Origin of the sequence: Candidatus Sarmatiella mevalonica (genome assembly GCF_016751895.1) — a bacterium.
GTDB classification, from domain to species: domain Bacteria; phylum Pseudomonadota; class Alphaproteobacteria; order Rickettsiales; family Rickettsiaceae; genus Sarmatiella; species Sarmatiella mevalonica.
In genome coordinates, this window is the sequence record NZ_JACVVM010000034.1 from 1 (window position 1) to 13,045 (window position 13,045).

The following is a 13,045-nucleotide window of genomic DNA, read 5'->3' on the forward strand; positions in this document are numbered from 1 at the left end:
AGCGCCATATTGTTGTGGATACCTTGGGCTATCCGCTGAGCATTGACGTTCATAGTGCGACGCCCCATGACAGCAACTGTGCTAGGGAAGTCCTATTTGGCTTAAAGCAAAACTTTCCGAGGCTGGTAAAAGTTTTAGCAGATCGGGGGTATCAAGGTGATTTACAAAAATGGTTTTATGCGCATACGCAGGGGTGTTTGCTGAGCATTGTCAAGCCGGTAGACGGAACGAGGGGGGTTTAAGGTTCAGCAATGGCGGTGGCTTGTGGAACGCTCGTTTGCGTGGCTGGGTAATTTCAGAAGATTGTCCAAGGATTATGAGATTTCCCCTTCATCCGCTAAGGCTTTTGTTCAATTAGCTTTCACAAAAATTATGCTGAATAGGTTAGTTAAATGTTTTGCGTGACTGGTTCTTAATATAAGGGTTATTGCTTTCACTTTACTCCCTCTTATATTTAATGTCATGCTCTTTTTATACTACCTTAGCTATATCATTAGGCGATATATTCTTACTTACGCAACAGGTCTAAAGTAAAACGACGAGAGCGAGACGGCGCAAAAATCTATTGCTAAATCTGAATTTCTGCCATACTATTTGTATGCGTTGGATGTACGCTCATTCATTGTATTTCATAGATATAGCATATCACCGATAGCAACTGCAAAGCAGTGCCGATTTAGCGCTTTCGCATACTTCATCGACGCTTTGAGCTGCGCGCTTCTTACGCTTCTCTACCTTTGCCCAATATGAGCAAGTTTTGTTAGGCGGTCTATTGTATGGTAGATTATCTAGGAAATTTTTTATCTCGCTGATTTATCGCGAATCTAATCTACTATCTTTTTTTCATAATACTTGCATTTAATAATCTCCATGAAGTTCTTATTAATACTACTACTCTCCATCTCACTCGTGATGTTTTGCGGAGATTTTATCAACCTTCAAGACAAATTAATAATTTATAGTGTCAGCTGCGTTGCTAAACAAATTATTGACCTACTCTTGCCCTTTCTCATCTTTTTCTTGATATATCAAACGATAGTAAATCTGCTGCAAGATGCTAAAAAAGCGATCGTTGTTATATTATGCTTGCTTTGCGCATCTAACTTTATTGGCGTGTTTACTGGGTATTTTACCACCGCTATTGCCTTACCAACTGTTCAAAATGTTGCTCAAACAGATTCAGAAATGAAATGTATCTGGTCATTCAATATCGCACCATTTATTTCAGTGTCGCAGGCTATGTTTATTGCTATATGTTGTGGTTTGCTGCTTAATCAATTTTCTGCGGAAACTGGCAAAGCTATTGCTGTGTACGCGAAAAAAATTTCCTCTATTCTGTTAAAAGTTTTGCTTACGATTATCCCTGTTTTTTTAATCGGTTTTGCAATTAAAATCCAACACGATAAAATGCTTGGAGTGATATTAAGAGATTATGCCGATGTATATCTAGTGGTTTTATGTTGTCAAATTTGCTATTTATTTTTCGCGTATATGCTAGTTGCGAATTTTAATTTTGCTAAAGCGATGGGTTACATAAAAAATATGATGCCTGCCGCTATAAGCGCTTTTAGCACCATGTCTAGTATGACCACTATGCCCTTTACAATAGAAGGCGCGCAAAAGAACTGTAAAAATAAAGATATACCAGCTCTCGCAGTGCCTCTTACTGCTAATTTTCACCTCATAGGTGACAGTATAGGCATACCTATTATTGTAGCAGCTGTATCGCAGAGTTTTGGGTATGCGCCAATTGACTTCGCGCATTACGTCATATTTTGTTGTTATTTTGTGTTGACAAAATTTTCAGTTGCCGCAATACCTGGAGGTGGAGTGATGGCGATGCTACCTATTATATCTAAATGCTATGGCTTTAGTGACGAAATGCTTTCTTTAGTAGCGATTCTATATATCATATTTGACCCAGTATTCACTACTGTGAATGTTTTATTTAATGGTGCTTTTGCAATTTTTATAGATAAAATTATGAATAAGAGCAAAGATAAAAAAAGTACTTAATAAATATCAACAAATGATTACAAAACTATGTATCGCGAATTAGATTTTGAAGTAGTTGTGATAGGCGCTGGACCTGGGGGATATACGTGCGCCATTAAGCTTGCTCAGTTAGGTTTAAAGGTAGCTATTATCGAAAAAAATAAGATAGGAGGTACTTGTTTAAACGTTGGGTGCATCCCATCTAAAACCTTGCTACACTCTTCGCAGGAATATTATGATTTGAAGAATAATAAGATAGCACAGCTTGGAATTCTTGTGAAAGATGTGGGACTAAACATGCAGCGTATGATGGAATCTAAAGATAAGATTGTACATCAACTCGGAATTGGCATACAGTCTTTGTTGCAAAAACATAAGATTCAGTGTTTTGATGATCATGCGTTTTTTTTAGATCAACACACCATTCATTTACAAAAACAAAATCTACAAATTCGTGCTAAATATTTTGTGATAGCAACTGGTTCGGAAGCGAAAACTAGCCCTAATATAATAGTGGATGAGCAAAGCATCCTCACCTCTACCGGTGCACTAGAGCTACGTGAGGTGCCAGAGAGTTTGTTGGTAATGGGAGGTGGTTATATAGGTTTAGAAATTGGATCTATATGGAGTAGATTGGGTAGTAATGTATGTATAGTGGAGTATAGCAATAAGATTGCAGGACAGATAGATAGCGAAGTGTCTGTAGCATTGCAAGACATGATGCGCGGCCAGGGTATTACTTTTTATTTAAATACCGAAGTACTAGAAGTGCATGATAATAACAATAATAATAACTTGCTGAGAGTGCACCTAAGTAACAGAGATACGAAAGAAAGCATAGAAATTGATACAAGCAAAGTGCTGCTAGCTATAGGCAGAACCCCTTGCACTCGAGGACTAATGCTTGAGAAAGCGTTAGTGCATATAAACGAACAAGGTTTTGTGAAGGTGGATGATGCTTTTCGTACTTCTGCAGAGCATATCTACGCAATAGGTGATGTGATTGGCGGGGCGATGCTGGCTCATAAAGCAAGCCAAGAAGCTGTTGCAGTGGCGGAGATTATCGCCGGCAAACGAGGGAATGTGAACTACAAAACAATGCCTTCTGTGCTATACACTAAGCCGGAAGTAGCGAGCGTTGGACCTACACAAGCACAATTAGATGCAGCCAATATTCCTTATAAGATGTGTAAATCTTACTTCGCTCATAATGGGATGGCTCATGCGGCTTTAGAAAAGGAAGGGTTTGTGAAAATATTGTATTCCGCCACAACTCATCAAATTATTTCTGCATATATTGTTGGATCGCAAGCGTCCAATCTACTTGGGCAAATTACGAGCGTGATGGAGTTTGGTGGAAGGATTGAGGATTTAGCTAGGAGCTTCTACGCCCATCCTGGGTTTAGTGAGACTATTAAAGATGCGGCAAATCAATAGATCTTCTTGCTTTCAGCTCTGCTTTTTGTAGCAATTGCTTTTTGAATAGACCTGCCGCATAAATCAACGGAGTGTAATAGACCTCTTGCATAACCTAAAAATGAAAGAGGAATTTTTAGGAAAAATAGACCTCTTTCGAAACTGTGATATATGTGTATACTCAAGCTAGGTCAATAAAAATATTATGGTTGTGCAATTGAAATATGAACAAGTGAAGATTTTATCAGATGATCAATTCAGAAGATTAATAGGAGTTAAGCGTGGTACGTTTGATAAGATGGTAAAAATATTAGAAGAAGCTGATAAAAAGAAAAAAACTAAAGGAGGTAGAAGAAATAAGCTGAGCATGGAAAAATCAGCTATTAATGGCATTGGAATATATCAGAGAATACCGCGCATATTTCCATGTTAGTCAAAGTTATGGAATAAGCGAAAGTTCCTGTTACAAAGGGAATAATGGTGTATATTATGAAGAGAATAATTTATGGAGAAAAATCTTATGGGACAAATATTACACGCGAATGCCAGAACAACGGAGGCAATCCGTAGAGAGATCCGTGATAGTAAAGAGAGCATAGAGAAAGCGGCTAAAAGATTTAATGTTAACCCAAAAACAATCATCAAGTGGAGAAAAAGAGAAGATACGAAAGACCTTCCGATGGGTCCTAAGAAGATAAAATCAACAGTACTCTCTGAAGCTGAAGAAGAATCTATAGTCGCATTCAGAAAGATGACAGAATTACCTTTGGATGATGTTTTGTACAGCTTACAAGAGAGCATTCCACATTTGAGCAGATCAAGCCTTCATTAGACCTCTTTCCTAACTCTACTCCTGATGGCAACTGTGGCGACGCTGTCGATGCGCAAGTCCTCACGTACTTCATATACGCTGCGGCTCTGTGCTTCGTATACTCCTCGCATTTGCTCTTAATTGAGCGAGTTTCGAAAGAGGTCTAATTTACCAATCACGATCATCATAAAAATACTTTTACTCATATATTTGAGCGTGTTTGCAATGAGCATCAGATAGAGCATAAAAAGACTAAGATCAAGCGTCCTTGGACTAATTGGCAGGTAGAGCGAATGAACAGAACTCTCAAAGAAGCAACCGCAAACAATTTCCATTATGCATCTCATGATGAGCTGAAACAGCATCTGCATGCTTACCTGATGGCTTATAACTTCGCTAAACGACTGAAAGCTATCAAAGGTAAAACTCCTTGGCAATTTATTTTAAATCAGTGGACAATTCATCCTGAATACTTTATACTTAATCCTAACCAGTTCTTAGTGGGACTAAACACCTAGCTCCTTGCAGAAATCATCAATGTCACAGAAAATATCAACTAGCCGCGCAGATCCATATCTCAACTCCTTTGGTCGGGAAAATTGCGATGATAACCTGTTCTGGGTATCATTTCTAGGTTAACGAAAAATAACCGTCTGATTAATTAGTATATTTTAAAATCAAAACCCATTACTGGGGTTATAATAACGCTATAGCATTGCTAGCACGCTATTTATATACTGGTCCATTACCCGTTTTTTGTGCATCAACACAAAATTACGTGCGTTAGTGGAGTATTGTTCATACATCTCTTCATCCATCATACAGCGCTCAATGGCGTTAATCACGTCTTGCGCGGTATGAGCCTGAATAATCGCATTATTCTGAAGCATCTGCTCGCATATTTGCGCATAGTTAGACATATCTGGTCCACATATAATTATTCTACCAAATATCGCAGCCTCTAGCGGATTATGCCCGCCCTGAAATGCGCATGAGCCACCTATAAAGATGATTTTAGAAACGCTATACCAATAATCCATCTTCCCAAACTCATCTATCACTTTATCGCACCAATGTAAATGGTTATTGATTTGCTCTAGATATCTTGGCGCATCAATAAAATACAGTTGGTTATCATTTTTGCTATGTTTAGTATTTTTAAAATATTGCACTACCGGCCTTAAAAACTCCACATCTTGAGCGTGAGTGCTAGCGAACAAGATCTTATTATCTTCTGTTAGAGGTACGATAGCTTCATCGGCCTGGCTAAGATTACAAAATTTCAAATTACCCATTTCCTTACTCTTAGCGCCAAGAGTTGCGAATTTTTCTTCATCTCGCGGACTCTGCGTAATGATGGTATTAAAAGATTGTAACGTTGGAGTGATGAGTGGGCGGAACTTTTGCCAGAATTTATAAGATTTATCAGACATTCTAGCACTTATTAAAGCTAGCTTAGTATAGGACGCGCTGATTTTAATAGTATTTAACCACAGCTCGCTTTCAACAAACAAACCTAAGATCGGGCGATAATGACCTAAGAATCTATGAATAAAAAATGGTAGATCTATGGGTAGAAATTGATGTATCAGCTCTACACCCCAAGAGCTAATAGCGTCTTGCTGACTGGCTAAGAATGATATTACATTATGACTTGTGCTCGTGAGAAGAAAACTGTACTTTGGTTGCGCTTTATGTAGATGACATATAAAACTCAAAGCTATTTTTGTTTCGCCGACGCTGGCTGCGTGTATCCAGATTAGCTGAGTATTTTCTTTCGGTTTTGGATAGGGGAGAAAACCGAATTTCGACATCACTATCTTATGAGCATTTTTTTTGCATGAGTAAAAGAGTAGATATGGTATATATCCTATACAAAAGATCCATAAAAATAATGAATAAATAAACATTAATATGTTATACATGCGCTTGAAACACGCGCAACAGCTAGAATTGTTAAAACAGCTACTACCACATTTCTTTTTCATACTTTCCTCATATTTTAATTTTTAATCGCTTTAGTCTTTGATAATTTTAGTAAAATTGGTGAGTTGTATCGTTTTCTATTTCTTCTTTCTTTACTCTACCAAACATTAATTTATATGCCCAAGATGTATAAAATAGTACTATTGGCAAAAACACAATCACGGCTATAAGCATAACAAATAATGAGTACTGGCTGCTAGAAGAGTTCCATGCAAGCAAACTCATTTGCTCGTGAGTTTTGCAGGGCGTGATAAACGGAAAAAATGATGCTCCAAAGGTGGCGAGAAACAAAGGAGTGATGCTACTGCTACTTAACACAAAGAAGATGCGTATCAATTTATTACACACCCCTCCAAACTCTACTCCTGATGGCAACTGCGCGTCGCTGTCGATGCGTGAATCTTCACGTACTTTATGTACGTTGTGGCTCTGTGCTTCGTATACTCCTAGCATTTGCCCATCATGCGGGAGTTTTGCAAGAGGTTTATTTATTTGTTTTTTTGCCAAGAATGCGGTCACGCAACACGCTAGCAGCGCTAGAATAGGCAAGATAAAGAGAATCGGATGGTTCATATAGTTTGTAAACCATCCCCCTTGATATACCTGCACACTCCATTCTTGCCGTTGATTAAGTTGATATGTAAATCCATTGATCGTTAACAACAAAAAACCAGCGCAAAGAAAAAGAATTGCGGCTATAATTGGGGTGATATGCGCGATATTTAAGGCTCTTATTTTTATTTCTTCTTGCGTTTTAAGCGAAAGAAACATAGCGCCTTGCGACAGAAAAGCGCACATGCTTATGCCGGCACATAGCAATGGCAGGGGGGTGAAGAGGTCAAAAAAATGTACTTTAGAATAGGTGATATGCATTAATTCATCGAAATGAAAGTCTAAACCGATATACAAATTACCTATAGCTAGACCAAAGCAAACAGTTGCAAGTATTCCAGAAAAACATAAAAGATAGTCCCACGTATTGCGCCATCTATGATGCTCTATTTTGCTTCTAAAATCAAAACCAACAGGTCGCAAAATGAGAGCCAACAGAATCAAAAATAAAGCATAGTAGCACGAAGAGAAGACTACTGCATAAACTAATGGCCACGCCGCAAAAATTGCACCACCTCCCAAGATGAACCACACTTGGTTTCCTTCCCAGGTTGGAGCTATGCTGTTTATAACTACTCTACGCTCTACATCGTTTTTTGCTATAAATGGCAGAAGCGAAGCTACGCCGAGGTCCATCCCGCCTAAGATACTAAAACCACATAGCAGTATGCCAAGTAGCAGCCACCATATAATTTGCAGGATGGTTAAACTAAGCATTGTCTTTTTCCTTATGAATAAATATTTCTGGACCCAGCTTTATTGATTTTATCATTAAAAAAATATCGATACATAGTAGGGTGGTATAAAGTATCACAAACATCACTAAACTCACAACAACCTGCGTTGTGTTTACAGATGAAACGCCTAGAAATGTTGGCAAAATGCCTTGTATTACCCATGGTTGCCTGCCATATTCAGCCACTATCCACCCCATTTGACTTGCTATCCAAGGCAATGGCATGCTATAGAGCGCAAGTCGCAAGAAGAGTTTATTATGAAAATTTCTTTTGATATTAACCAGATAAAAGCCCGCAGCAAACAAAGCGAGAAAATAAAAACCACACCCAACCATAATTCGAAAAGCAAAGAAGATTGGCAGCACTTGCGGAATATTTTTCCACGCCACTTCTTCTATTTGTTCATCGGTGAGGTTTGACAAATCGCTATAATATCTCTTCAACAGTAGGGCGTAGCCAAGTTGGCGATAATTTTTCTCTAAATAAGCAATATCTTCGTCTCTGTTAGGGCTCTTGCCGGCCTTTAACCTCATTAAACGTTCATAATCTTGAATACCATCTCTCATTTTCTGCTTCGATATCTGCACTAAATCTTTAATACCTAACACTTCTTTATCTAACGAGCGCGTGGCTATAACCCCCATTACATATGGTATTTTGATAGAATATTTGGTTTGTAAATTTTTTTGATCAGGCCAACCAAAGAGAGTGAAAGATGCCGGGGGTTTTTCCGTTTCCCATGCTCCCTCTATAAGTGCTATCTTTAATTTTTGCGTTTCGTTTGCCAGATATCCGCTCTCATCTCCTAAAACAATTACCGAGACTGAAGAAAACAATCCAAAACTCAATGCTACGATGATTGATCTCTTTGCAACCTCAACGCATTTCTTTCTGAGGAGATAAAGGGAGGAGATAGACAGAACAAAAATAGAACCTGTAACATAACCAGCGCTTACTGTATGGACAAATTTAGCTTGCGCAACTGGGTTGAAGAATACTTCCGCGATAGAGTCAAGCTCCATCCTCATGGTTTGCGGATTAAATTTCGCCCCAACAGGATGCTGCATCCACGCATTAGCTATAAGAATCCATAGCGCTGAAAAGTTTGCACCTATAGCCATGCACCAAGTGGCTAGCAGATGAGCGCCCTTGCTTATTTTATTCCATCCAAACAAGAATAGTCCTACAAAAGTACTTTCTAAAAAGAACGCCATTAGCCCCTCTATGGCTAGAGGTAGACCAAAAATATCCCCTACATAATGAGAAAAATAAGCCCAATTCGTACCAAATTGAAATTCCATTGTAATGCCAGTAGCCACGCCCATAGCAAAATTAATGGCAAATAATTTCCCCCAGAATTGAGCCATGCCACGCCATATTTGTTGGCCAGAGATGTAGTATATGCTTTCTATAATTGCTATAATAAAGGCAAGGCCGAGAGTGAGTGGTACGAATAAGAAGTGATAGAGTGCTGTAATAGCGAACTGCAATCTAGAAAGATCTACTACGTGTTCCATAAATTCTATAGATGCAAATGGCGTGATTTTATACTTTAGCCTAATAGCCTGAGCGTTGGGTCAATTGTTGGCTTGAAAAAATAAAAACATGCCAGATAAATGATTGATATTATATTTATTTTGGTTAAGAGTAGTGTATAAAGATTTTTATATAAACCTAGGGGTTTGTGTTTTCTATAAAAAATCGTAACGATTGCTAAAAAAATATACAAACTTAAAACAGAATACATATAGCTTAATTAAATTTCATAATAAAACTGTCCGGTGGCAACTAAATGCGCGCCACCTCTTACAACCACATGACTATTCTGATCAAAAGCAATGGTTAGCATGCCACTATCGAAGTGCACTTGGGTTTGATCGTCAATAAACTTCAGGTGCTGCGCCACAGCGGCGCTCGCGCACGCTCCACTACCACAAGCGTTGGTTATGCCAACGCCTCTTTCCCATACTTTTAAAAAAAGTTGGCGATTTTTAATATGAGCGAAACTCACGTTAACCCCATATTTTATCAGGCTTTGGGCGCTTTGCCCCACAGATAGCATATGATCTTTGCTGAGATTAGAGAAAATAATCATATGAGGATTGCCTACATCAGCGAAAAATATATCTCGCAGCTCTAGATTATGGCGAGTAGCATATTGAATTAATTCATCGTCGTTCGGCTTCCATAAGGGGCTAAGGTTTACCCGGCCCATGTTTACTTCTACTTGAGTATGATGTGCATTTATCGCATCTAATATTTTTGCTTTTATTGTTCTGTCATCAACTAACATATGAGGCAAAGTATCTGCGTATTTTTGATATATTAAATATGCTACGCATCTCATACCATTGCCACAAGCTAAAGCTCGCGATGCATCTTGGTTATAAATTGAAATACGATATTTTTGCATATCATTAGCTTGATGTACGCGCTCAAGTTTATCAATAGTAATGAGCTGGTCACACCCAATGCCATATTTTCGGTCACAAATATCTTGCACAAACTTTTGAAAATTACTCATGTCTATATCTTGTTCATTATGGTCTAAAACGATAAAATCATTACCCAAATCGTGCATCTTATAAAAGGTTAAGCATTTCATAATGTTTAATTTTTTGAAGTATTGAAGTATTATTTAATTGTATTATACAGTCTTTGAGTAAAAAACAGAAAGAAGATAAATGCAAATAGGAAACATAGTACTTAAACAGAAGAGACCGGTCATTCTAGCCCCTATGTCTGGCATTACTGACGTTCCATTTAGGAATGTGGTGGAAAATTTTGGAGCCTCTTTGTTGGTATCAGAGATGATTGCTAGTATGGCAATGACCCTACAAACCCATCAAGCCATCAAAAAGTCTAAAATATCGCAACAAAGCGAAATTATCACATGTGTACAGATAGCGGGAAAAGACCCTGAGATTATCGCTAGTGCAGCTAAAATGAATGAAGATGCTGGAGTGAGGATAATTGATTTGAATTTTGGTTGTCCAGCAAAACAGGTGGTGGGCGGATATGCTGGCTGCGCCATTATGAAAGATGCAACTCTTGCAAAAAATATCATAAGAGCAACTGTGAGGGCCGTGAAGGTGCCCGTGACTGTAAAAATGCGTCTTGGATGGGATGAGGGCAGCAAAAATGCCTTAGAAATTGCAAAGATTGCTCAAGAGGAAGGGGCTCAGATGATTACTGTGCATGGCAGGACACGCGCGCAATTTTATAGTGGTAGTGCTGATTGGGATGCTATTGGCCAGATTGCCAGGCATATTGATGTGCCTGTTATTGCTAATGGCGACATCAACTCTCCTCAGAAGGCAGTTATGTGCTTAGAAAGGAGTGCTGCAAAGGGGGTGATGATAGGTAGAGGTTGCTATGGCAAGCCTTGGTTGATTCAACAGGTAATGCATTTTTTGGAGACTGGCGAAGAAATACCGCCACCACCTTTAACTGCGCAGCTGTCTACCGTGCTAGAGCACTATGATGCTACTCTGGCTTTTTATGGGAGCGAGTGTGGGGTGAAGATGTTTAGAAAACACATAGGATGGTATACTTCGGGCATGTCTCATTCGGCGGAGTTTAGAGCAAAAATTAACTCGATGATGGATGCGACGCAGGTGCGTAGTAGTATAGAAGATTTTTATGATAATGTGATGCAACATATGGCTTTGTAGAGGTGTTTTTGATGTGTTTAGATATATAATTATCAATTTTTAATTTGGAAATGCTAATTATTAAACAACTTGGTGGATATTAGATTTTTGTGGGTTTATAATGAGAGTATAGGGATTTGTTTATACTAATACATTGTAATAGAGGTTTTTAGAGATATGGCTATTTTAGTAAATAAAGAAACGAGGATCATATGCCAGGGTTTTACTGGTAGCCAGGGCACGCTACACTCCACAAAAGTGCTGGAGTATGGCTCTAAGCTGCTAGGCGGGGTGACGCCTGGCAAGGGTGGTAGTAAACACCTAGATTTGCCAGTGTATAATACGGTTATGGAAGCTGCGCAAGCGCTGAAGCCCGACGCAACAATGATTTACGTACCACCTCCATTTGCTGCCGATGCTATTTTGGAAGCTATAGATGCGCAAATAGGTTTGATAGTGTGTATTACTGAAGGTATTCCGGTAATAGATATGATTAAGGTGAAGACGGCCTTGAAGTGCAGTAAATCTAAGTTGATAGGTCCAAATTGCCCTGGTATCATTACCCCTGATGAATGCAAGATAGGCATTATGCCTGGGCCAATACATAAAAAAGGCGTGATTGGTATTGTTTCTAGGTCTGGTACCTTAACTTATGAAGCGGTAAAACAAACAACTGATATGGGTTTAGGGCAGTCTACTTGCGTTGGTATTGGCGGTGACCCGATACATGGCTTGGGCTTTTTAGACTGTGTGAAAATGTTTTTTGAAGACCCGAAGACAGAAGGCGTGATGATGATTGGCGAGATAGGTGGAGATGAGGAGGAGGGTGTTGCCCAATATATTAAGGAAAATTCATTAAAAAAACCTATGGTTGCTTTTATTGCCGGCGCCAGTGCGCCAAAGGGCAAGCGTATGGGGCATGCTGGTGCGATAGTTAGTGGTAATAGCGGCACTGCTCAGAGCAAGAAGCAGGCGCTGTCTGATGCTGGTATTGTGGTATGCGATTCGCCGGCGGAGCTTGGTTTGTATGCTAAACGGGTATTGAGCTAGCTTTGAGCGCGTTTGTTGTAACCCTTTTTCATTTCACCTTGTTTTTGGTCGATCTCTAGTGTTGAGGCAGATCTTAGATTTGGTTGTTAATAGAGCTAGGTTAAGTAAAGGATCCATCTGACTTCACCGCTCCTCCTCTAAGCGTTGAGTTCGGGTGGGTTCGCACCCATTCATAATTATTCCCCATCGTATCAATAGGTTCGTGCTATCAGGGCAGTATCTGCATTTACAGCCATTTCATATAACTGTTCAAGTTTGTTGTTGCAATTAAATAACCCCCCCCTAACATCTCATATTCAATTAATCTGTCAGAAGCTTGCCAACGAAGGAACCGTTGTAAGATGAGATTTTAGAAAATTTTGTATTTTGTAGTTAAAATTTTTGTTTGAGTGATTTTATAAGGATTTTGCTATTAAAAACTGCATAGTTTTTTAGTCAAATCAGAAATTAATCTCATTTTTAGCTGTTTTAGTTTTGTTATAAGCCTAAATAGATGTATTTTTACCTGTTTTATGCAGCAAGGACGGTTAAACGCTTTAAATTAAAACAGATTGCATTCATAAATTCAGCAAATTGATTTTTTGCTATTCCTACATATCGCAGTCGTTTATTATCCTGAGCAAACACCCTTTCGAAAGGAGATCTAATGTAAGTATAATAGCGGTCGAGATCAAAATTCTTTTCCTTCATATTGTTTTTCTTAATAGCACATAGATGAACTCCCTTACGAGCCGCTGCTATCCTGGCGGGAGCAACGCAATAACCTTTGTCAGCATATGTAGCTC

Annotated in this window: 10 protein-coding genes and 3 pseudogenes; 8 read left to right on the top strand and 5 right to left on the bottom strand. The window is 38.8% G+C overall.

The genetic code is table 11. The annotated features are described in order from the left end of the window. The 6 genes and pseudogenes from Sarmat_RS03680 to Sarmat_RS03705 all read left to right on the top strand — a co-directional run. Positions 1-242, top strand: a 242-nt coding sequence (locus tag Sarmat_RS03680; RefSeq protein WP_202148995.1) for a transposase, incomplete at its 5' end; no start/stop codon positions are given. 22 nt (positions 243-264) lie between these two features. Then, the gene (locus Sarmat_RS03685) at positions 265-405 is read left to right on the top strand and encodes a transposase (protein ID WP_202148994.1); all 141 of its coding nucleotides are present in this window, start codon (positions 265-267) and stop codon (positions 403-405) included. Between the two features lie 507 nt (positions 406-912). Continuing rightward, on the top strand, positions 913-2,016 hold the full coding sequence (locus Sarmat_RS03690; RefSeq protein WP_244127120.1) for a cation:dicarboxylate symporter family transporter: 1,104 nt from the start codon (positions 913-915) through the stop codon (positions 2,014-2,016). A gap of 27 nt (positions 2,017-2,043) precedes the next feature. Further along, positions 2,044-3,432, top strand: coding sequence for a dihydrolipoyl dehydrogenase (gene lpdA, locus Sarmat_RS03695; RefSeq protein WP_202149485.1), 1,389 nt, complete (start codon positions 2,044-2,046; stop codon positions 3,430-3,432). A 196-nt stretch (positions 3,433-3,628) separates the two neighbouring features. Further along, positions 3,629-3,881, top strand: a pseudogene (locus tag Sarmat_RS03700) (helix-turn-helix domain-containing protein); the annotation flags it as partial. Between the two features lie 50 nt (positions 3,882-3,931). Next, positions 3,932-4,740 (top strand): annotated as a pseudogene (locus Sarmat_RS03705) (integrase core domain-containing protein). Between the two features lie 189 nt (positions 4,741-4,929). On the opposite strand, the gene Sarmat_RS03710 reads toward Sarmat_RS03705, so the two are convergent. The 4 genes from Sarmat_RS03710 to dapF form a co-directional block, all read right to left on the bottom strand. Continuing rightward, positions 4,930-6,036: a 3-deoxy-D-manno-octulosonic acid transferase gene (locus Sarmat_RS03710; RefSeq protein ID WP_244127121.1), complete on the bottom strand. Its 1,107-nt coding sequence runs from the start codon at positions 6,034-6,036 to the stop codon at positions 4,930-4,932. 220 nt (positions 6,037-6,256) lie between these two features. Then, positions 6,257-7,537, bottom strand: a complete 1,281-nt coding sequence (gene cydB / locus Sarmat_RS03715; RefSeq protein WP_202149487.1) for a cytochrome d ubiquinol oxidase subunit II — start codon at positions 7,535-7,537, stop codon at positions 6,257-6,259. Continuing rightward, the gene (locus Sarmat_RS03720) at positions 7,530-9,074 is read right to left on the bottom strand and encodes a cytochrome ubiquinol oxidase subunit I (protein WP_202149488.1); all 1,545 of its coding nucleotides are present in this window, start codon (positions 9,072-9,074) and stop codon (positions 7,530-7,532) included. The genes cydB and Sarmat_RS03720 overlap by 8 nt, the downstream gene beginning before the upstream one ends. A 239-nt stretch (positions 9,075-9,313) precedes the next feature. Continuing rightward, on the bottom strand, positions 9,314-10,162 hold the full coding sequence (gene dapF / locus Sarmat_RS03725; RefSeq protein WP_202149489.1) for a diaminopimelate epimerase: 849 nt from the start codon (positions 10,160-10,162) through the stop codon (positions 9,314-9,316). A gap of 79 nt (positions 10,163-10,241) precedes the next feature. Between dapF and dusB the strand changes: the two genes are divergently transcribed. Together dusB and sucD are read left to right on the top strand one after the other, a co-directional pair. Continuing rightward, complete coding sequence (dusB, locus tag Sarmat_RS03730) at positions 10,242-11,231, top strand: tRNA dihydrouridine synthase DusB (protein ID WP_202149490.1); 990 nt, start codon at positions 10,242-10,244, stop codon at positions 11,229-11,231. 156 nt (positions 11,232-11,387) lie between these two features. Continuing rightward, a complete protein-coding gene (gene sucD / locus Sarmat_RS03735; protein WP_202149491.1) occupies positions 11,388-12,260 on the top strand; it encodes a succinate--CoA ligase subunit alpha in 873 nt (290 codons plus the stop codon). A gap of 510 nt (positions 12,261-12,770) precedes the next feature. On the opposite strand, the pseudogene Sarmat_RS03740 reads toward sucD, so the two are convergent. Beyond that, positions 12,771-13,045, bottom strand: a pseudogene (locus tag Sarmat_RS03740) (hypothetical protein); the annotation flags it as partial.

Bases quoted from the DNA above. Each gene is read 5' to 3' on its own strand.
- Sarmat_RS03690 (WP_244127120.1), top strand. From the start codon at position 913: ATGTTTTGCGGAGATTTTATCAACCTTCAAGACAAATTAATAATTTAT.
- lpdA (WP_202149485.1), top strand. From the start codon at position 2,044: ATGTATCGCGAATTAGATTTTGAAGTAGTTGTGATAGGCGCTGGACCT.
- Sarmat_RS03710 (WP_244127121.1), bottom strand. From the start codon at position 6,036: ATGTCGAAATTCGGTTTTCTCCCCTATCCAAAACCGAAAGAAAATACT.
- cydB (WP_202149487.1), bottom strand. From the start codon at position 7,537: ATGCTTAGTTTAACCATCCTGCAAATTATATGGTGGCTGCTACTTGGC.
- Sarmat_RS03720 (WP_202149488.1), bottom strand. From the start codon at position 9,074: ATGGAACACGTAGTAGATCTTTCTAGATTGCAGTTCGCTATTACAGCA.
- dapF (WP_202149489.1), bottom strand. From the start codon at position 10,162: ATGAAATGCTTAACCTTTTATAAGATGCACGATTTGGGTAATGATTTT.
- dusB (WP_202149490.1), top strand. From the start codon at position 10,242: ATGCAAATAGGAAACATAGTACTTAAACAGAAGAGACCGGTCATTCTA.
- sucD (WP_202149491.1), top strand. From the start codon at position 11,388: ATGGCTATTTTAGTAAATAAAGAAACGAGGATCATATGCCAGGGTTTT.